General features: G+C 39.5%; 19 protein-coding genes and 1 riboswitch. Of the genes, 18 read left to right on the plus strand and 1 reads right to left on the minus strand.

The window, feature by feature from the left end; genetic code table 11:
• The first annotated feature begins 4 nt into the window (after positions 1-4).
• The 17 genes from ACQKN4_RS01905 (at position 5) to ACQKN4_RS01985 (ending at position 18779) form a co-directional block, all read left to right on the plus strand.
• The gene (locus ACQKN4_RS01905) at positions 5-1189 is read left to right on the plus strand and encodes an iron-containing alcohol dehydrogenase (RefSeq protein ID WP_427481961.1); all 1185 of its coding nucleotides are present in this window, start codon (positions 5-7) and stop codon (positions 1187-1189) included.
• Positions 1190-1440: 251 nt separating this feature from the next.
• Complete coding sequence (locus ACQKN4_RS01910) at positions 1441-1734, plus strand: hypothetical protein (protein ID WP_427481963.1); 294 nt, start codon at positions 1441-1443, stop codon at positions 1732-1734.
• Positions 1735-1975: 241 nt separating this feature from the next.
• A complete protein-coding gene (gene fadH / locus ACQKN4_RS01915) occupies positions 1976-2743 on the plus strand; it encodes a 2,4-dienoyl-CoA reductase (protein ID WP_079559654.1) in 768 nt (255 codons plus the stop codon).
• Between the two features lie 68 nt (positions 2744-2811).
• Positions 2812-3051, plus strand: coding sequence for a short-chain dehydrogenase (locus ACQKN4_RS01920; protein WP_079559655.1), 240 nt, complete (start codon positions 2812-2814; stop codon positions 3049-3051).
• 249 nt (positions 3052-3300) lie between these two features.
• Complete coding sequence (cbpB, locus tag ACQKN4_RS01925) at positions 3301-3741, plus strand: cyclic-di-AMP-binding protein CbpB (protein WP_079559656.1); 441 nt, start codon at positions 3301-3303, stop codon at positions 3739-3741.
• 68 nt (positions 3742-3809) lie between these two features.
• The gene (locus tag ACQKN4_RS01930; RefSeq protein ID WP_079559657.1) at positions 3810-4697 is read left to right on the plus strand and encodes a LysR family transcriptional regulator; all 888 of its coding nucleotides are present in this window, start codon (positions 3810-3812) and stop codon (positions 4695-4697) included.
• 658 nt (positions 4698-5355) lie between these two features.
• Positions 5356-7752, plus strand: a complete 2397-nt coding sequence (locus ACQKN4_RS01935; RefSeq protein ID WP_427481966.1) for a DUF7408 domain-containing protein — start codon at positions 5356-5358, stop codon at positions 7750-7752.
• Positions 7752-8687 (plus strand): ATP-binding cassette domain-containing protein, encoded by a 936-nt coding sequence (locus tag ACQKN4_RS01940; RefSeq protein ID WP_427481968.1) that lies wholly within the window; start codon positions 7752-7754, stop codon positions 8685-8687. The genes ACQKN4_RS01935 and ACQKN4_RS01940 overlap by 1 nt, the downstream gene beginning before the upstream one ends.
• A complete protein-coding gene (locus ACQKN4_RS01945; protein WP_427481970.1) occupies positions 8684-9532 on the plus strand; it encodes an ABC transporter permease in 849 nt (282 codons plus the stop codon). Before ACQKN4_RS01940 ends, ACQKN4_RS01945 begins: the two co-directional genes overlap by 4 nt.
• Positions 9533-9544: 12 nt before the next feature.
• On the plus strand, positions 9545-10978 hold the full coding sequence (locus tag ACQKN4_RS01950) for a hypothetical protein (protein WP_427481972.1): 1434 nt from the start codon (positions 9545-9547) through the stop codon (positions 10976-10978).
• An 11-nt stretch (positions 10979-10989) separates the two neighbouring features.
• Positions 10990-11985 (plus strand): AAA family ATPase, encoded by a 996-nt coding sequence (locus tag ACQKN4_RS01955; RefSeq protein ID WP_079559663.1) that lies wholly within the window; start codon positions 10990-10992, stop codon positions 11983-11985.
• On the plus strand, positions 11982-12857 hold the full coding sequence (locus ACQKN4_RS01960) for a DUF58 domain-containing protein (protein WP_079559664.1): 876 nt from the start codon (positions 11982-11984) through the stop codon (positions 12855-12857). Before ACQKN4_RS01955 ends, ACQKN4_RS01960 begins: the two co-directional genes overlap by 4 nt.
• 11 nt (positions 12858-12868) lie before the next feature.
• The gene (locus ACQKN4_RS01965) at positions 12869-14614 is read left to right on the plus strand and encodes a vWA domain-containing protein (RefSeq protein ID WP_427481975.1); all 1746 of its coding nucleotides are present in this window, start codon (positions 12869-12871) and stop codon (positions 14612-14614) included.
• Entirely contained in the window at positions 14598-17195 is a 2598-nt protein-coding gene (locus ACQKN4_RS01970) for a VWA domain-containing protein (protein ID WP_427481977.1), read from the plus strand. The genes ACQKN4_RS01965 and ACQKN4_RS01970 overlap by 17 nt, the downstream gene beginning before the upstream one ends.
• A gap of 299 nt (positions 17196-17494) precedes the next feature.
• Positions 17495-17917: a MarR family winged helix-turn-helix transcriptional regulator gene (locus ACQKN4_RS01975; protein ID WP_079559667.1), complete on the plus strand. Its 423-nt coding sequence runs from the start codon at positions 17495-17497 to the stop codon at positions 17915-17917.
• A 43-nt stretch (positions 17918-17960) separates the two neighbouring features.
• A complete protein-coding gene (locus tag ACQKN4_RS01980) occupies positions 17961-18284 on the plus strand; it encodes a ketosteroid isomerase family protein (RefSeq protein WP_427481980.1) in 324 nt (107 codons plus the stop codon).
• 15 nt (positions 18285-18299) lie between these two features.
• The gene (locus ACQKN4_RS01985) at positions 18300-18779 is read left to right on the plus strand and encodes an EVE domain-containing protein (RefSeq protein ID WP_079559669.1); all 480 of its coding nucleotides are present in this window, start codon (positions 18300-18302) and stop codon (positions 18777-18779) included.
• A gap of 73 nt (positions 18780-18852) precedes the next feature.
• Here the strand turns inward: ACQKN4_RS01985 and thiW are convergent, their stop codons facing one another.
• On the minus strand, positions 18853-19353 hold the full coding sequence (gene thiW, locus ACQKN4_RS01990; protein WP_079559670.1) for an energy coupling factor transporter S component ThiW: 501 nt from the start codon (positions 19351-19353) through the stop codon (positions 18853-18855).
• Positions 19354-19453: 100 nt separating this feature from the next.
• Positions 19454-19561, minus strand: a riboswitch (TPP riboswitch).
• 386 nt (positions 19562-19947) lie between these two features.
• Here thiW and ACQKN4_RS01995 point away from each other — a divergent pair.
• Complete coding sequence (locus ACQKN4_RS01995; protein ID WP_427481983.1) at positions 19948-21747, plus strand: glycerophosphoryl diester phosphodiesterase membrane domain-containing protein; 1800 nt, start codon at positions 19948-19950, stop codon at positions 21745-21747.
• The last annotated feature ends 153 nt before the right edge of the window (positions 21748-21900 follow it).

Below are 21900 nucleotides of genomic sequence, written 5' to 3' on the forward strand. Positions count from 1 at the left end.
AAATATGATTCAAACAAAAACAATCTATACAGTTCATTCACCAGGAACAATCGTTTATGGACGAGATTCTTTTGAAGAAGTAGGCGTATATGCAAAAAAATTAGGGACTAAGGCTCTTATCATTAGTGATCCGATCATGGAACGCTTAGGCTTTGTTAATCAATGTAGCACATTCTTAAGAGACAATGGATTGGAAACGTTTTCTTATTTAGGCGTAACAACGGAACCAGTGGATACGTATGTAGCGGAGGGGCTTCATATTTTACAGTCTGAGGGTTGTGATCTTATTATTTCCGTCGGTGGCGGGAGCTGTATCGATACAGGGAAAGCTATCGCAGTAGTCGCAACGAATGGTGGTTATATTGGCGATTATATGAAGATGGCAAAAATTGCAGAGCAAGCACCGATTCCACATATCGCAATACCGACAACAGCGGGAACTGGCTCAGAAGCAACAGATGCAACCGTCATTACTAATACGAATAATGAAGTAAAAATGATGATTAAGCAGCCCGCATTTATGCCAAACATAGCTATTGTTGACCCGATTTTAACGGTTACATCTCCACCATCTATCACTGCGGCGACTGGTATCGATGCGTTAAGTCATGCCATTGAAAGTTATTTATCTCGTTTAGCACATCCGTACTCGAATGCCCTTGCATTATCAGCTATGGAGCTAATTGTTAATAATATTTTAAAAGTTTATGAGCAAGGTAACAATATTGATGCGCGGGAAGCGATGTCACTAGGCTCAATGCAAGCAGGTCTTTCATTCTCAAATGCTTCTGTCGCTTTAGTACATGGCATGTCTCGTCCAATAGGAGCGCTATTCCATGTACCACATGGAATTTCAAATGCCATGCTTCTCCCGGCAGTATTAGAATTTTCAAAGGATGCTTGTGTCGATCGGCTAGCGGATCTCGGTAAGTTTTTCAATAAAGATAATGAACTGTTATCTCAAGAAGAGCTTGCCGATTTAGCTATTGTTTCTATTAAGGAAATGTGCAAGAAGATGGATATAGGTAATTTAAAACAATGGGGAATTGATGAAAAAGCGTTTTACGATGCTATTCCGAAAATGGCAACTGATGCAATTGCCAGCGGTAGCCCCGGAAATAACCCTAAAGTTCCAACCCAAGAAGAGTTAATGGAGCTTTATAAAATTGCTTACCATTATGAGTTTTAGGAATTCGAAATGAGACTGTCTAAAATAGAGTTACAAATTCATATGTAATTTGTAACTCTATTTTTTTATTGATTAGGAAAAATATTCTAATCCGTTAATGGATGTGTTATAAAGGAAGCTACTAGAGCGAGTAATCAAGGTTAGTGGGGGGTAATACTCGCGCGGGACAGTGAGATACCCGCGGAAGAAGAGCAAATACCCGCGCTTAGAGGTGAAATACTCGCGGAAGAGAAGAGAATACCCGCGCGTAGGTGAAATACCCGCGGAAGAGGAGAGAATACCCGCGCGAGGCGGTGAAATACCCGCGGAAGGGAAGAGAATACCCGCGCTTAGCGGTGAAATACCCGCGGAAGAGGAGAGAATACCCGCGCTTAGCGGTGAAATACCCGCGGAAGAGAAGAGAATACCCGCGCGTAGGTGAAATACTTGCGGAAGAGGAGAGAATACCCGCGCTTAGCGGTGAAATACTCGCGGAAGAGGAGAGAATACCCGCGCTTAGCGGTGAAATACCCGCGGAAGAGAAGAGAATACCCGCACGTAGGTGAAATACTTGCGGAAGAGGAGAGAATACCCGCGCTTAGCAGTGAAATACTCGCGGAAGAGAAGAGAATACCCGCGCGCAACAATAAAATACCCGCGAATACCCTGCAACATAAGAATCCCAGCTAGAAGAACCTTTCAATCTTGCATCCTCTCCATAGGTTTGTAGAATTAATATGACATATTCAAGAAAATATAGTAATATTTAAGTGAATCATCATTCATTTTTACAAAGGGGGAAATTGTATGTTGCAGGGGAAAACAATTATTATTACTGGTGGATCTAGTGGAATGGGGCTTTATATGGCGAAGCAATTCGTTGCTGAAGGGGCAAATGTTGTCATTACAGGTCGTAATGAGGAGCGGCTAGCAGAGGCGAAAGCTTTTATTTTAGAGGCGGGAAAAACGATTGAAACATTTCAAATGGATGTTCGCGTGCCTGAGCATGCGGAGGCGATGCTAGCATTTGCTGTTGAAAAGTTTGGACAGGTTGATGGGCTTGTGAATAATGCAGCTGGTAATTTTATTGTGCGTGCAGAGGATTTATCTCCTAATGGTTGGAAGGCTGTTGTTGATATCGTTTTAAATGGGACATTCTTTTGTTCTTCTACGGTCGGTAAGTATTGGATCCAAAATAATATTAAAGGTTCTATTCTTAATATGGTTGCAACTTACGCATGGAATGCAGGTGCTGGTGTTGTTCATTCGGCAGCAGCGAAAGCAGGTGTATTGTCATTGACTCGAACGTTAGCTGTTGAATGGGGGAAACAATATGGCATTCGAGTAAATGCAATTGCTCCAGGTCCAATTGAGCGTACAGGTGGTGCAGATAAGCTTTGGGAGTCAGAGGCTGCAGCGGCTCGTACATTGGACTCTGTTCCGTTAGGTCGTACAGGTACGCCTGAAGAAATTGCTGATTTAGCAACATTTATGATGTCTGATAAAGCAAGATATATGAATGGGGAATGTGTGACACTTGATGGTGGGCAATGGCTCAATCAGTATCCATTCTAAAATAAATATTTTTGCATAATGGAGAGCTGGATTGACGCATACTAAGGGCAAAGAAAGGAGTTTTGCCGATGGGTATGTGGTTAATACCGGCTCTTATTGCCATTACGATTATCTCTGCTATTTCGCTTGTGTCAACGCTGAAGATTGCCAAAATGACGTCTCAGCGGAAATCGGAAAATGATACGCCGATTTCAGAAACCGTTGAAGATTATTCGACGATGCTCAACCCGATTGTCTGGGTATATATCATTTTTTTACTCTTTTTAGGGATAATGATTTTTTATTATTGGAGTAAGTACGGTTATTAAAAAGATTTTTTTCTTCATTCAGCTCATATTTTTAAATATAGCTGGATGAAGATATTTCCATTTCTCTCGGGTGAAACCTTCTTTATATATGCACTTTCGATACTTAGTTTCGTTTCAAATTGCTAAAATATTCGTTGCTAATAAAAAACTCTTCTCGGCCTTGTCGTGGTCATATAAGGAAAAGTTATGATATGATAAAAGGGAAGCATCCTGTTCTGCAAAGCGGGGACAGAAAAGGAGAAGAAGTTCATGATTTCAACTAACAGCAAAGACTTATTAGCAATGCCAATTAGTGATTTTATTATTTCATCTGAAAAGGTTGCGCATGTACAAAGTGGAAATAGTGCGGAACATGCACTCCTAGTACTGACACGTACAGGGTATTCTTCGATACCTGTTTTAGATTTGAAATATCGACTTCAAGGTTTACTAAGTATGAAAATGATTACTGAATCTATTCTTGGACTAGAACATATTGAATATGAAAAGCTACCTGATATTAAAGTGGATACGATAATGGATAAAGATATCGCTGTATTGAAATTGACGGATACTTTTCAGCGGGCTCTAGACTTAGTAATTAACCACGCCTTTTTATGTGTTGTGGACGAAGATGGAACATTTGCCGGAATTTTAACGAGACGAGTTATTCTAAAGCAATTGAAAAAATATATTTATCAAAAAGAGTAGTAGTTTAAGAGGGGACTCAGATGAAAATCATGAGGCCCTCTTTGCTTGTAACGGAGGTTTACTGATTGATGGCAACGGAGGCTGAAATTTTAAAAGTACTAGCAGAGGAACGTAATATGCGTAAAGCAGCAGAACGTTTATTTTTATCGCAACCTGCGCTTTCTCAAAGGCTTCAAACTATTGAAAAAGACTGGGGCACGCAATTATTTATTCGTTCGCAAAAAGGACTTACGGCGACACCTGCTGGAGAGCTTATTATTGCCTATGCAACAGAAATGCTCAGCAAAAAAGAAGAGATTTATGAAACAATCCAGTCATTAACGACGAAAGTAAACGGGACATTGAAAATTGCTTGTGCATCGATCGTCGGACAAAACTGGCTTCCGATAATATTAAAGGATTTTGTATCGAAATATCCTGATGCAAAAATTTCTCTTATGACCGGCTGGAGCTCTGAAATTGTAAAAGCACTTTATGAGGGTGAGGCTCATGTAGGGATTGTGCGTGGGCAGGTTGATTGGAAAGGGGAAAAGATTCATCTTTTCCGTGACACCCTTTATTTAGTCGATAAAGAGTTAAAAACGATAGAAGATGTGTTGACGACAGATCGACCTTTTATTCAATTTAAAAGTGATTCCAATTACTATCAGGAAATTCAACAATGGTGGCGTCAGCATTTCGCTTCAAATCCACGAAAACAAATTTTAGTTGATCAGATTGAAATTTGTAAGCAAATGGCATTGAATGGTATCGGTTACGCTATCTTACCTTCAATAACGTTAAATGACAATGATGGTATTAATAAAATTGCATTAACTAATAATGAAAAAGAATTTGGTATAACGCGTGATACTTGGTTAATTGGCTATGAATCTTCATTTGAGTTACGACAAGTAGAGGCGTTTGTAGAGGTAGTGCAAGACCATGCACGATGTTTGTTTGATTATACGAAATAAGAATACTATCAAGGCAGTCCCAAGTGATTATTTTCACTAGGGGCTGCTTTTTTTATTGGTATTAACGTCCATAAAAAATCCTACTGATTAAAGCTTCACTCTATAAAAAATTTCTTGAGCCTATCACGTTAGGTTTCGATTTGTTAAAAACATATGCCATGTATAAGTTGATTGGAGTGGAGGCTGGACGACTCCTCGGGGATCAGCGATATAGAGGAACGAAGGCTAAAAGCATCACGTCCTGTGATAACGCCTTCGTGACCAACATCGTGCTGTTGCTGTCGCTGCGCTTTCGCACAAACAAAACCAAAACCCGCTGCTGGTCGCTACGTTGCACTCACGCTTTAGCGCAAAAGACATCTGTTGGCCCGAGACCCTGGAGCGAGCTTTGCGAGTGAAGCGGCTCATCGGACGCCCCCAGGAAGCTCTGCTCTGCGCGAAAGCGAAGCGTCAGCGGCAAATGTTTTAACTGTGCGAAAGAGAAGCGTCAGCAACAACAAAGCGCCCAGTCGGAACGGAAATCAACCCCACGTTTTGATAATTAACTAATTCTTAAGAGTTTATGAATATTCATGAAGATGTCATAAGAAATGAAACAAAGTGCAATAAAAAACGTATAATTATTTAACCATCAATTTACATAAAAGGGGCTGAGTTTTTGAAGAAAACGAATATTACGGTATTCATACTACTATTCATGTTTGTTATTAGCCTTATTCTTCCTGTGGAGCAGGCAAGTGCTACTGCAACTGCTAGGTTAGAGGTACAGGCTAAAGTAGGGATTGCAGGTAAGGCTAAATACCAATCAGTTGTGCCGCTTCAAGTAACAGTAAAAAATATAGGTGCAGATTTTTCTGGAGATATGGTCATCAATGCTTCTGGCACCTATCAAGCTACAACAGCGAAAGTGCTTCCAATAGATATAGCGGCAGGAGAAGAAAAAACATTTGATATATATCTAGATGGTATCGATAACTATAATTACTCGAATTCAGATGTGTTTGCATTTTTTGAAGGGGGCATAGAAAAGGGAAAAAAGGTTGCCTATAAAGGAACAAAGCAGCTACAAAGTAATCTTTTAGATCCTTCAGCCGTTTTTATTTATACATTAACGGATAATAGTGATCGCTTATCAGCATTTTTGCGCCTTTCTCAATTTGCTTCTCAAAATAATGTTGAAGTGTTCAATTTAAAGCAAATGAAGGATTACACATTGCCAGAGGATACAGAAGGGTTTGCAATGGCGAATGTTATCGTCATCGATGAAATTGCAAGTGCTGATTTATCCCAAAAGCAACAAGAGTCTTTACTAAAATGGGTACAGAATGGTGGAACATTATTAATAGGTGCTACTGATCAAGTAAATGCAACAGCAGCTATTTTTAAGGATTATTTACCACTAACTTTATCACAACAAATGACATCCGTTTCTGCAGATAGCCTATCGAAATTATCAGGCGGAGGGGCTTTTACACAGCCTATTTCTATTTATGAAGCCACTGAAAATCAAGGAAGTATTCCTGTATTAGCAGAAAACAATAAGATTTTAGCGTCTAAGAAAAATGTGGGCAGTGGAGAAATTATTCAAACAACGTTTTCTTTAGGGGACCAACCACTTGCGTCTATGGATGGTTATCCATCATTAGTGGCGAAATTGATAAATATTCAAAAGATGTCACAACAAATGGTTCATGGACAGTCGTCGCTGGAGCAAATTTCAAATGACTTGCGTTATATGAATGAATTATTCCCTTCGTTTGAAGTATCTGTTAGCTATATGCTCATTGTTATCATTTTATATATTTTAATAATCGGACCTATTTTATATTTCATTTTAAAGAAAATAGACAAACGTGAGCATGCATGGTGGATCATTCCCGCGATATCCATTGTGTTATCTATTGCTTTATTTATTGTTGGTGCAAAAGATCGAATTGGGCAGCCGCAAATTCAACAATCTGCATTTTATAAAGTAAATGAAGATAGTAGTTTAAATGGTTACTACGTAGAGTCCATTTTAACAAATCGTAGTGGTGATTTTGTTGTGAATACAGATAAGAATTCAAGTGCATTCGCGCTGCGAAATTCTAATGATTTCGCAGGGACAATAGAGGATTTACATGAAATATCCTATATTAAGGAAAATGCTAATGGTTCAACACTGACACTACGTGATTTAAGTTATTGGTCTATTCAGTCGTTTGCAGGGAAAACGGCGGCACAAAATATTGGCAAAATGGATATCGATATTACGTTAAATAATGAAAAGCTGACTGGGACTATTAAGAATAATTTCCCGTTTGCCTTAAAGGACGTTACGTTAATCTCTGGCATTAAAGAAGTTAAACTTGGCGACATTGCAGCGAACGGTACTCTTAAAGTTGATAAGGAGCTAAAAGCAACAGTTCTTCAAAAACCATCTGATTTTACTAATTACAATTACAGTAATTATCCAACGAAGAAGGAAGAAGTGAATCCTGCTCGTATCGAGTCAATGAAAACTATGGCATTACCGCTTGTAGAAAAAGAGAAAAAGCCTGTCATTACAGCATGGGCCGATCAAGCTATAGCTGGGGTTGAGTTGGAAACAGGTGCGGATATGTCTCCGCTTACTTATTTGGTTCAGCCATTTGATGGCAAAATAGAGCTATCGGGTCCATTTACAATGAAGCGTAATAACTTTACGTACTCAGTAAGCCCACTATCTCCTAATTCGAATTATGACAAAATTGATGAGCAGTTAAATAGTTGGTATTTGTCAAATGGTTCATATGAAGTATCCATCGCGATGCCAGATCATTTTATGAATTCAGTTCAAACATTAAACGAATTGACGATTTCGAATAAGGATAGTAATCGTATGCAGCTATCGATTTGGAATAACGAGACGAAAACTTATGAGCCGTTGGTAGATACGAAACAGGTGTTCACAGATAACATAAAAAAATACTTCAATAATAATGGTGAATTGTTGATTGAGGTTAAATTCGGACCAGATCAAACGGGTGAGCAAACGAAATTACCAGATGTAGAGCTGAAGGGAGTGGCGAAATAATGATTGAAATTCGTGATTTAACGAAAAGATATGGCTCCTTTACGGCACTAGATCATTTGAATCTATCTTTGGAGGAAGGGGTTGTCTTTGGTTTTGTAGGTGCCAACGGGGCAGGTAAATCGACTACATTTTCGATTTTAGCAACGTTGCTGTCTCCAACTTCGGGTGATGCTTTTATTAATGGAAAGAGCGTTATTAAGGAACCAAAGGAAGTACGAAAACTAATTGGTTATATGCCAGATTTCTTTGGCGTCTACGATCAACTAAAAGTAGACGAATACTTAGACTTTTACGGTGCCAGCTACGGCATTGGGGCAGCTGAACGAAAAGTACTAATTCCACAGCTGCTAGAGCTAGTAAATTTAACAAATAAACGGTATGACTATGTTGATTTGCTATCACGAGGGATGAAGCAGCGTTTATGTTTAGCACGTGCTCTTATCCACGATCCTAAAGTATTAATTTTAGATGAACCTGCATCAGGTTTGGATCCACGTGCACGAGTAGAAATGCGTGATATTTTACGGAATTTAAAATCTATGGGAAAAACGATTTTAATCTCCTCACATATTTTGCCTGAGCTTGCAGAAATGTGCGATGAAATCGGCGTGATCGATAATGGTAAGCTTATCGCGCATGGCAATGTAGCTTCCATTCAAGCACAGCTACAGGGGGAGAAGCGTATCGTAGTTAAAGTAATGGATTGTTTAAACGAGGTACGTGCATTTTTGGAGGAGGATCCACTAATCTCCTCTATAGATGTAATAGAGAATCGCTTAGAGATAGCCTTTAACTACCGTGGAACAGATGCAGATCAGGTAGCATTGTTGAAAAAAGCTATACTTGCGAATTTACCTATATATGCGTTAAGCGAAGAGGAAAAAGATTTAGAGGATGTCTTTATGGCTATTACGAAGGGAGCGGACAATCAATGATGGAACGATTTTATAATCCGGTATTCGTAAAAGAATTGAAGTTGCGCTTCCGTTCTTTTAAAAGCTTTTCAGGGTTAATGTTTTATTTAGCGGTTATTTGTATTTTTATCGCAGGGTTTTTGCTTATAACAACTGGTTTTACAGGCAAAGGTTTCTTCAAACCAGAAACAAGCTTTATGATGTTTGCGGTATTAACAATACTACAAATGGCTCTTGTTCTTTTCATTACACCAAGCTTAACGGCCGGTGCAATAAGTAGCGAAAGGGAAAAGCAAACATTAAATATTTTACTAACAACGACACAAAGCTCTACTCAAATCATCGTTGGAAAATTATTATCCTCGGTAGCATTTTTAGTATTGATGCTGATCGCAGGATTACCATTATATAGTTTAGTATTTTTATTTGGTGGCGTATCGCCATCTCAATTAATCTCGATATTTTTATTTTATTTATTAACAGTCGTAGCAATTGGTAGTATTGGTGTTATGTTTTCAACGATTACAAAGCGAACAATTGTTGCGATGATTTCTACGTATGGTTCGATCATCTTTTTAGGTGGCATTACAGCGTTTTTCTTCTTTTTAACAGTGGCCTTCCATCAAATGGGGAATACAGCCTTAGGTACTACGACTTCTTATATGGCTTACTTTTGGGCTTCTATTAACCCAGGTGCATTAATGCTTACACTTACTTCGTCATCTATGGGCGATGCATTAGCACAGGTTTCGGGAGTGGAATTACCTGTATGGATTAGTTATTTAATAGTCTATTTATTGATTATTGTTTTTTGTTTAACCATTGCGATTAAAAAATTACGCGCCAATATGAAAAGCAACCGATAAGGAGGGAATCTTATGGAGCATCGTAAGCAATTACGAAAATATATTCAACGTGCTAAGACGAGTTTAACGGTAGAACGAAGCATTCCAATTGCACAGTACGGCTTGTTTTTTGCATTGCTTTCGAGTGCTTCCCTCTTCCTCGTTTCAAGACTCTTTGTTTGGCCGTATTATCGCCAAACAGCTCTTACTACCTTTATCGTTGTCATACTAGCAACTGTACTATTTATGTGGTGGAAGCGTGTAAAGGAAAAGGCAGCATTGCATACACTGGATGATTATTTTTCTCACAATGAGCTAGTGACAGCCTTATCATTCGAGGATGATAAGGACCCACTCGTTCAATCTTTACGAACGAAAGCAGTAGAAAACGTTGAAAAGGCGTTTGCTGACTTTAAGGCTCGAAAGAAAAACTTGTTCCGTCCAAAAGCGTTGATTGGGTTGTTTGGAACAGCTGCTGTACTAGCAATTCTTTATATGTTCCCTGCAGCTACACAAATTGAAGCAATTGAAGTGGAAAAAGAAAAAGCTGTCATTGAGGACGTTAAGAAGGAAGTTGCTAAATTAGAGAAAAAAGCAGAAACAAAAGAAGTGAAAGAGCAATTAAAAGAATTGCAAAATACGTTAAAAGAGGCAGAGACAGCTGAAGAAGCATTACGTGAAGTCGTGAAAAAGCAAAAGGAACTTGCTTTAAAGGAACAACAATTAAAAGATAAGCAAACGGCTAGTAAGGATGGCGCTTCTGACGAGCAAGGCTTATCGAAGGAAGAAGTGGAGCAATTGAAAGAGCTTGCCCAAATGCAGCAGGAGCTGACGCAAAATGCCAATGCTACTCAGACAGCTATGAGCAAGCTTGGGAAGCCTGCAAGTAATTCCTTACAAAATGCTATTGCGAGTGCCAATACTGGCAATAACAATCAGCAAAACAATGCTAATTCAAATCAAAATCAACAGTCTTCAGCGAATTCACAGCCAAGTAATCAACAAGGTCAAACAGGGCAACAGGGGAATTCACAAAACGGTTCGCAACAGGCTAGTGGCCAAGGTCAGGGACAAGGATCGAGTCAAAGCAATCAACAAGGAAAAGGTCAAGGTCAAGGGAACGGCCAAGGTCAAGGCCAAGGTCAAGGTCAAGGTCAGGGCAATGGTTCTGGTTCAGCAGGTGGTAGCGGTATAGGCACAGGGCAGGGTGGTCGCGATTTATTAACGACACCGAAACGAGTTGGTGGCTCTAGTCAGACATCGGTTGATAGTGGGGCATTAGGCGAAGGATCACATGTTTCAGAGCAACAAGGAAATGGTCCCATTACTAAAGGTTCGATCCGTCCATATGAGGAAGTTATAGGCTCCTATAAAGATAGCTATTTAGAAAGCTCAGAGCGTTTACAATTACCGAAGGATTTACAAAAAGTCGTGCAATCTTATTTCACGTCAATTGAGTCTCAGTAGGAGGAAAAGAAATGGCATTTACAGAGCAACAATATGTTGAAATGAGTAAGCAATTACTACAAGTAAAGGAAGAAATTCATCGCTTTATCGTCGGGCAAGAGGAAGCAATTGATTATACATTATACGCAGTGCTTGCTGATGGGCATGCATTATTAGAGGGCCTACCGGGTTTAGGGAAAACCATGTTAATCCGTACAATTTCTGAAGTGCTAGATTTATCATTTTCGCGAATTCAATTTACACCAGACTTAATGCCAGCGGATATTACAGGGACAAGTATGATTGAGCGCACATCTGATGGTAAGCAGCAATTTACGTTCCAGCAAGGTCCGATTTTTAGCCAAATGGTATTAGCGGATGAGATTAACCGAGCAACACCAAAAACACAAAGTGCATTGCTTGAAGCAATGGGTGAAAAAACGGTAACAATTTTGGGAGATACGAAGAAAATGGCACGACCATTCTTCGTTTTAGCAACACAAAACCCGATTGAGATGGAAGGAACTTACCCTTTACCAGAGGCGCAAATGGACCGTTTCCTATGTAAAATTCTTGTGCCGTACCCTGAGAAAAGTGAGCTAATGGAAATTATGAAGCGGACAACAGGCGCTACGGAAATTGGTTTACAAAAGATCATGAATACGGAAGCTCTTATTGAAGCGCAGCAAATGGTGAAGGAAGTACTTGTTGCTGATGAAATGCTCGAATTTGCGACGGACCTTGTTGTGGCTACACATCCTGAGAGAGTAGATGCCATTGATGAGGTCAAGCAATATGCGATGTATGGTAGCGGCCCTCGAGGTTTACAAAGTTTAATTAAATTAGCGAAGGCAAGGGCGCTTATGAACGGACGTTTCCACGTTTCTGTAGCAGATATTAAATCTGTGGCGAAGCCGGTGTTACGCCATCGTATGCTGTTGAATTATGAAGGGGAGGCTTCAGGTAAAACAGCAGACGATGTGATTGATGTCATTTTAGAAAAAGTGCAGCAAGGTGTTAATAGGTGACACAAAAACTATTATTGCCCGAGGACTGGCTAGCGAAAATCAGCCGCTTCCAAGTAGCGACGGCCTCCAAATTACGTGGGCAACACAAGGGCTCGCACCGTTCGCAACGCTTCGGGGCATCGCTCGATTTTTCCGATTTTCGTGAATATCATTTAGGAGATGATGTGCGTCAGGTAGATTGGAATGTCTTTGCGAGAACGGATAAATACTTCATTAAACGTTTTTTAGATGAACAAGAGATGCGTGTTCACATTTTACTAGATACAACTAAATCTATGGGCGATCAAGCAAAATGGACGTTTGCCCGACAAATTGTCGCCTCACTTGGTCTAATGGTGCTCGGTCGCGATGATCGCTTATCATTTTCTTTTGTACAGGATGAGGTGAAGCCACCATTTCGTCGTAAAGGTGCCATGTATCGTCGTGCCTTTTTACAGGTAGTCACAGACATAGAGCAAGCAACTTATACAAATAGCTTCGCAGAGGGAGCATTAAAAGCATTGCCTAAGGATAGTACAGTACTATTTATTGTGACGGACGGACTGGAGCCAATCAAGGAATGGGAGCAACTTTTAAAAAGGCTACCACGTTTTGCGGGGGATGTGCGTATTTTGCAAATAGTTACGCAAGAAGAACTATCACCAGAATATAAAGGTGATGTGCGCTTACTCGACCGTGAAACAGGCAGAGATGTAAATGTTACGATGTCTTCTAAAGTTCTAGACACATATTTGGCAAGACGTTTATTACATGAAGAGGAATTTGAGGCAATTTGTCGGCGTTTCGGTGTTCGACAATTACAGCTTAAAGTAGAAGATGGATTACAACATGCGATCTTTCAACAATTATTAAAAGCACATTGGATTAGGTGAGGTGAGCCGTATTGGGCTTTAGTCAAATAATTTTTAGCTGGACGGCCATCATCCCGGTCATTGTCCTTCTATATTATTTCTTTCGAAAAAAATATACCGATCAAACCGTATCCTCCACACTTTTTTGGTCAGAAATTATGCAAGAAACACGTGTATCACCATACTTAAAACATCTTCAAAAAAATGCACTGCTTTATTTACAACTGCTAGCACTTCTTTTACTTGTACTGGCATTAATGAATCCTTACGTTAAAAAGTCAACAATTGTTGGCGCGCAGACAATTTTCATTGTAGACACGTCTGCAACAATGTTAGCGGGGAAAGGGCAGTCAACATTTGACACACAGAAAAAAGAAATGCTGTCATTGGTTAAGGAGCTTGATGGAAGACCCATGACACTCATTACAACAGGTAATACGCCAAAAGCTCTATTACAGCAAGAAACAAATACAAAAGATATTGAAAAAGCTATTCAAGAACTACAGGTAACCTATGAAACAGCTCAAATGAATAAAGCTCTTGATGTGGCACAGGCTTTTGTCAGTAATACACCAACATCTATTTATGTCTTTACAGATTCGCTCGATAAAAAGCAATTACCGATGGAAAAAGATACGGTGAAGTGGATTATAAAAGGAGCTGCGAAGGATTTAACAAATATCGCAATTACCCGTTTTGCTGCTACTACAGATGGTCAATCTGCAGTGTCGCTTGTACAGTTACAAAATGATACGGACCAAGAACAACATGTGACTCTTTCGATAGAAAATGTTAAAGGTAAGGAGTTAGTTTCAGAAAGTATCTTATTGCCTCCAAAAGAAGCTGTAACAAAAACATTTAAAGACTTACCGTTAGAAGATACTATGACGGCCAGCATAGATGCTAAGGACGATTACGCAGTTGATAATTCACAAACTGTATTGTTACAAACAGCGACTTCAAAAGTAGTTGTTGATCAAAGTATGCATCAACTTATTCAAAAAGGTTTTCAAACGATTAATAGTAGCGTAAAAATTGTTCCATCTTCACAAGTAGCCGACAATAAGGATGCCACTATTGTGACAAATCAGACGGCGCTTCTCGAAAAGATAGACAAGCCAATTGTATTATTTGGACGGGATGACGTAGAGAAGGTTGAAGCTACTGGGGAAATAGGGACAACAAGTCATGCATTGTTTGCATTTAGTGAACTAAAAGACATTTATGTCAGTGCTATATATCCTGGGTTCGATGGCTATAAAACAATTGCATCGATTGGAGAACAGCCATTTATCCAGCGTTCACCAGAAGGAGATATTGTTGTATTAGCGGATATTGCTGATACAGATTGGCCGCTACATCCTTCATTCCCATTATTTTTATGGAGTGCTGAACAGCAGCTTTCAGAATCGATTGGTTCGCTCGGTATTTTTACACCAAATGAACAACGAGCAGTTGCTTTAGCGCAAGGTGATTGGAGTGTATATTCGCAAGATGATGAGTTCTTATCGTCCGTTACGAATGGATTATTAACAGCTCCAATGAAGCCGGGAATTTATACAGCGCGCTCAAATGATGAAGAAAAGCGCTTTATTGTACAGCTTCAAGCGCAGGAGCGTGTGATTGAAAAAGGAACAAGCTATACGCTTGGAGAGCTTCAGGACAATGGGAAGAAGGAAATATCGAAAACCTCGTTCATACCTTGGCTGATTCTTATAATCTTAGTATTACTTGTTGTAGAGTGGGAGGTGCAACGACGTCGTGGATTTACGAATTGATATGCCATTAACATTGTTGCTTTTACTTCCGTTACTCGTGTATTTTGGATGGACCTATTGGCGTGAGCGTCAGCGACTTAAAAAAAGTCATATCGTCGTTCTAGGTATCCGTATAGTAGCAATATGCTGCTTAGTTTTTGCACTAGCTGGTCCCTATATTTTATTGCCCGTAAAAGAAGAACAAGTATTATTTTTAGTTGACCGTTCTGCTTCAATGAATGGTACAGATGATGAGATGGTCAATTTTATAGCGGAAAGTTTACAGTCGAAAAAAGATGAACAACTTGCCGGAATTTATTCGTTTTCATCGACATTACAAACGGAAGCTATGTTATCGAACTCTTTAAAGGAAGTACCGAAGTTTACAACTATAAAAGCAACAGATCAAACAAATATCGAACAGAGTCTACAGCTCGCTTCAGGTATTGTAGATCCGAAAAAAGCAACGAGGCTTGTGCTCTTAACGGATGGCAATGAAACAAAAGGAAATGCCTTAGAATTTGCATCAAAGTTTAAAGGATCGAATAGTAGTGTTGATGTAGTGACATTTAACAAACCTGTTGCTAAGGATGTATCTCTGAAAAGCTTTGTAACACCACAAGTTGCTTATGCAGGTGAACAGCAGCAGCTAGTCACTGAAATAAATGCAACTGTAGCAGAACGAGGTGAGCTCTTATTATACGAAAATGATCAGCTCATCCATCGTGAGACAGTGGAGCTTGCAGAAGGTTCAAATATTTTTACGTATAAACATACAGCAACGGCTGAAGGGCTTGTAAAATATGAAGCACTCGTGCAGGTCGATCAAGATGCGATTTTAGAAAATAATAAATTAACGAGCGTCACGATGGTGCAAAGTGAACCACATTTACTAATTGTTAATGGCTATGAAACACCATCACCAATCGCAGCAGCACTTGGCAATCAACCCATTTCCTATGATGTGGTAGATGCTAAAAGTTTACCAAATGAGCTTTCTAGTTATTTACAATACAATGCAATCATTTTTGATAATGTGCCAGGCCATTTAGTAGGCGAGGCAAAAATGACTGTCATTGAGCAAGCGGTGAAAAATTTTGGTGTCGGTTTTACAATGGTCGGTGGCGAAAATAGCTTTGGCTTAGGCGGTTATTTTAAAACACCAATTGAAACTTTACTACCTGTTGAAATGGAGATTAAAGGTAAGGAGCAATTACCATCATTAGGGCTAGCAATCGTACTTGACCGTTCTGGAAGTATGTCTGGAGCAAAGCTAGAGCTTGCTAAGGAGGCTGCCGCTCGTTCCGTTGAAATGCTACGAGATGAGGATACGCTTGGGTTTATTGCCTTTGATGACCGACCTTGGGAAATTATTGAGACTGGGCCAGTTGGCAATAAGGAAGAAGCTGTAGATACGATTTTATCTGTAACGCCAGGCGGGGGTACTGAAATATATGGTTCACTTGCTAAAGCCTATGAAAATCTAGCAAATTTAAAGCTGCAGCGTAAGCATATTATTTTATTAACAGATGGACAGTCACAGTCGGGTAACTATGAAGACCTAATTGCACAAGGAAAAGAAAATGGCACGACACTATCAACAGTTGCAATTGGTCAAGATGCAGATGCTAACTTACTTGAAGCACTCAGTGAGATGGGGAGTGGGCGTTTTTACGATGTTGTTGATGAGCAGGCGATTCCCTCTATTTTATCTCGTGAAACTGCTATGATTTCACGCACATATATTGAAGATAACCCATTTTACCCAACGATATTTAATGCATCTGGCTGGAATACGCTATTTACAAATGGGGTACCTAAAATGAATGCTTATATAGGTACGACAGCAAAGCAGGGGGCCACTGTTATCGCAGAAAGTGAGAAGGAAGATCCCGTACTTGCAGAATGGCAATATGGCCTTGGCAAAACTTATGCCTTTACGTCTGATTCGACAGGAAAATGGACGGGAGACTGGGCAAGATGGCAAAATTGGGGTGCATTTTGGCAAACGCTTATTTCAAAAATGCTACCAAGTTATAACGATGTTGCCTACGATGTACGTTTAGAATCAGACGGCTCATTTGTCATTACTGACCCAACAAATGAAGCGGCATTTTTAGATATTGTTGCTGTCAATGAAGCGGGTGAAGAATTTGAAACACAGCTTGAGACAATTTCAGCATCACAAGTTCGAGCAGTCGTACAAGCAGAACCAGGACTCATCTTCTTCCGTATTGCCGATGAAGAACAAGCTATTTACCAGGCTGGCTTAAGTGTACCTTATAGTGCTGAATATGAATTACGTCCGGTGAACGATAAGCTAGTCAAAGAACTAACAAAGCAAACAGGCGGCTCTGTTTTGAAAGAACCGAGCGAAGTATTCCGTGAATTTACTAAAAAAGGAGCGGAACGCCAAAATATCGCGACATGGCTTTTATTAGCAGGGATGCTACTATTCTTCATTGATATTACTATTCGCCGCTTTGGTTGGGGCTTCCTAACAAGACCGAAGGAAAAAGAACAGCGTATAGAGGAAAAACCTATACAGGCAGAGGACACAAATGTTGCCCAGCTATTAAAGGGCATGAAAAAACGACATTAACATAGAAAACGATGGTGCATCGCTTTACAGCAATGAGCCATCGTTTTTTTGTCGTTTGACTTATGCTGTCAGGGATTATCGCCCAACATTTACACTTTGTCGATAAACTTTAGCAATTTATCGCCCAACATTTGAATTTTATCGATAAACTTTAGCGGTTTAGCACCCAACTTATAATTTTTATCGACATCCACTAACCGCTGATTTATCTTGTAAATAAAGTGTATAAATGTAATGATGGATGATAGTAATAAAATATTACTATCATTAAAAAGCACTATCGATTTGGAGGTTCAAAAATGACCAATATAATGAATTCATTTGGTTTTCTAAGTTTTAAATTAGCGGAGGCTTTAGAGGAAAATCTCGAGCAATATATTAGCGAAAAATTTCACATGAAATCTAGAGAAGTCGGGATCATGATGGCTGTAAAAGACCAAAAACTTAGCCAAATTCAAATAGGGCAGATTTTAAAGTTAGATAAAAATAGTGTCCGCTTTTTTATCGATGGTCTAGAAGAAAGAAAGTATGTTTATAGAGAAAAAAATCCAGAAAATAGAAGGGAAAATTTAATATGCCTTACCGAACAGGGTGAAAATTTGGCAGAAAAATTAATGAAGACCCTTACGATTTCTGAGAATGAAGTTTTAAACGTACTCTCATGGGAAGAAAAAGAGCAATTAAAAAACATTATGAAAAAAGTATATGAAAATCGTTCATAGGGATTAAAACCTTATAAATAAAAAAGGAAAGGGTGATTGAGATATGAAGGCAGTAGAGGTTATGAAGGAGTATTTAAGAAGAGCGCAAGTAGAGGGGCACGACTTATCTGACATGTATGCAAATCATGGGGAATTGAAAAATTTTAAAGGTCAAACTTTTAAAGGAAAAAAAGAAATACAGAACTTTTACATGTCATCTATGCCGACAGGCTTTAAATTAACGATCCACAATATTGAAGGCGATGATATAGAAGCTAGAGCTATCATTTCGACTACTTGGGATGGTTTGCCAAACCCAGTGATTTTGGAAGAAAAGTTGATTCTTGAAAATGAAAAAATTAAATCATTTACAATGATCCCGAAATAAAAGGAGAAGGAAGCTATGTCAGTATATCCTAATAAAAATCCTCTTCCTACGCCTGAAAGAGACACGAAATACTGGATTGGCGTAGTATCTCTTAATCATGTACAAAAAGGGGTTAAGGGAGGGTTCGGCCAGTTATGTCATGGCAAAGAAAGACCTTTGAAACGAATGCAAAAAGGAGATTGGATCATTTATTATTCTCCTAAAAAAAGTCTAGATGGTAATGAACCTGTAAGAGCATTTACCGCAATTGGAAGGATAAAGGACGACCGAATATACGAGTTACAAATGGCGGAAAATTTTATTCCTTTCCGAAGAGATATAGACTTTTATAAAGATGCAAAAGCTGTACCAATAAAAAGAGTCTTAGATTTTTTAGAATTTGTAGAAGATAAATCGAAATATGGCTATAAATTCAGATTTGGTCATTTTGAAATAAGCAAAAAGGACTTTTTATTAATTGCTCATGAAATGGGATTACCGTTGAAGTATGGGTGAATTTGGTTGGACAAAAAACGTTACTTTCTTAATTCCCCTTAAGAAAATAACGTTTTTAAATTTGCCTAAATCTTTATTTAAGAAGAGTATTAAGGTTAGTTACAAATACTGTCTTGCGCAAATTGCTAGCAACGACAATGCCTAATACAGCACCAATAGTACTTGAAGTTAAAAAGGCTGGCATGAAAAATAAAGCAGCTACAGAAGTCCCCATTAATAAATGTGCGTAGGGCACTGCAATGAGTGAGGCAATAATACCTGTCCCAAACATTTCACCGACACCTGCGAGCCATTGTTTGTCGCTGTATTTATAGGCAAGGGCGGCGCATAAAGCACCAATGACACTGCCAGGTATAGCTAATAATGAGCCTGTACCTGTTAAAATACGAATAATAGCTGTGATAAAGGCGATCATAACAGTAGGCACTGGTCCAAGAATAATCGCGCCAATAACATTAATGGCATGCTGTACAGGGTAGGCACGCGCAATTCCTGTCGGTATTGAAACGAAGGTAGAACCTGCTACGGCAATTGCTACTAATAAGGCCATGATTGTTAATTTTCGAATTGACATAATTTCCACTCCTATTTTGTATTTATTGAATTGCTAATAAACCAGAAAAAAGCCGCTCCCTATAAGCATTAGGAAGCGGCCTTGCATTTAAAATAGTAAAAAGCAAGTGTCGCCACTTCCCTCCGCTAGTGTGAACTAGATCAGGTTCAAAGGGTCCGTATATGACAATATACGTCTCAGCCTTTAAAAGACTCCCCTAGTGGTAATGATTTTAACTCTTAATTTTTCTAATAATAACGTAGTCAAGACAGCCTGTTTCCCTCGATATACAAGGAGTTTAACAGGAGGAATCAATCATAGTTACTAACATTTTAGCACACTCGAAAGAACAGAGCTAGAACTCCTACATACTCAATGGATGGTCTACAAGTGTCGTCGCTAAAGAAATAGGGAGGAATCCTTCAAGTGAAGAACTAAAGTTGAAGCGCGATCAATAATTTGCCGCCTTTTTATGTATTGATTCTCTCCATTCCGTGTGCATGGTCAAAAATATTTTTCAGCTTATTACACTCCACTATGCAGTCTTGTTGGAGGAAATGTGTAGGTATATAATGGAATATATACCGCGAAACTAACTAAAGGAAAACCAAAACCATGAATACCAAACAAACCAATACGAATCGTTTAAGACTCATGCCATTTCAAATGACGAGGGATATTTTAAAGGTGTGGAAGTATGCGTACCGTCCTTTTCTTTTATTTGAATTGATATACAAACTGCTAACGATAAGTGTATTTATCCCGTTGTTATCCATAATTTTCAACAAATTACTGGCTGTAGGGGGCTTCGAAGCAGCCGCCAATCATGACCTTCTGCGCTTCTTGTTCAGCAAATATGGCTTACTTAGTGTACTAGTAATGGTGCCAATTGCGATAATGCTCATTTACACAGAGTTCACGGTTCTCTTCTATATTGCGTACTACGGGATTCAGGAGAAGCGCCCACGAATCCGCCCTGTATTGTTCAAGGCAATCTCTAGCTTACCAGGCTTATGGCGCATCGGGGTTTTCGGACTTGCTCTCTATTTATTGCTCCTGTTCCCGCTACTTGATGCCAACATCGGCGGAACACTTTTACCTAATATGACAGTTCCAAACTTTATTACGGGCGAGCTGATGAAGACAACCTTCGGAACTATCGCTCTTGTTATCGTCGGACTGCTCATCTTGGCATTGAACTTAATCTGTATCTATGCTCTGCCGATTATGGTATTGGAAGGCAAGTATCGATTCTGGAACGCTGTTCGCGAGAGCAAGCGATTGTTCTGGCGTAGTAAGTGGTCATTAGTTAGAGCTGTGTTTGAATGGGTAGTAATCTTCCTGTTTCTGTTTATTCTACTTATCTGTTTAATCATCCTAATCGTGCTTCTCCTTCCTAGTGGGGATGGTGAGTCCAGATTAATGACTACCATTGGCGTCATGCTAAGCCTTGGTTTGTATATCGCAACACTAATTATGACTCCAATGTTCATTACCATCATCACCTTGCTCTATGTACGCTATCAAGGCCATGACCATGTGAACATTGATACCGATGGAGTCGATGCTACTGTCTGGAAAGGACGCGATATGCAGCGTTCGCTCATGCGACGTTATCGTTCAATGCTGACTACATTCGGACTGTTCATTCTTATTGTTATAGGCTGGGGAGCAACTGCCCTGTTGACTGATTGGGGAGAAACCAATGAAAAGTTCATCATTATGGCTCATCGGGGCGACACCACTTCAGGCATAGAGAATACAATGGGTGCCTTCGAAGGCGCCATTCGCACAGGTGCTGATTATATCGAGCTCGATATTCTGCAGACGAAAGATGGCAAGCTTGCGGTCATCCATGATGAGAATTTGAGACGATTGTCCGGCAAAAATGTGAATGTTTTTGATCTTTCCCTTGCCGAACTTCAACAAATTTCGCTGCGCGTAGGCAAGTTCCAAGACAATGTCCCATCTCTTGATGAGGTGTTGGAGCGTACGAAAGGTAAAATCAAGCTTAATGTGGAACTCAAAACACATGGACATGAAAAGAATTTTGTCCCTATCTTAGTGGATACGATTCGTAGACATAAGGCAGAACAACAGATTATTCTCCAGAGCTTAGACTATGAGCTCGTAAAGAAAGTGAAGAAGGCCGCACCAGATTTAACAGTCGGGTATGTCATATTCGCTACATTCGCTTCGCTTAATCAGTTCGACGCGGATTTCTTCGTTGTTGAAGAGTCTTTCGCCCGTCCACGATTGATTAGTTCAGCGAAAATAATTGGCAAGCCGATTTATGTTTGGACCGTGAATGATGTGAAGAGCGTTGAACACCTCTATACGTTAGGTGTGGATGGCATCATAACGGACATTGCCGTTGACGCAAAGGAGACCGTTCAAAAGTTACAGAAAGAATAGGGTCAGAAATGAAAATATCATCTGCTCTTTTTTGAATAAAGCATGAACACCCGGTATTTCGCACGAGGCGCTAAATACCGGGTGTTTTGTGTTATCTATAGTTGCACATTATGACTGTCAGTCTGCAACTTCTCAAGTTTTATGTTGGTAACT

The organism is Lysinibacillus sp. NPDC093692 (genome assembly GCF_050280125.1).
Taxonomy (GTDB): Bacteria; Bacillota; Bacilli; order Bacillales_A; family Planococcaceae; genus Lysinibacillus.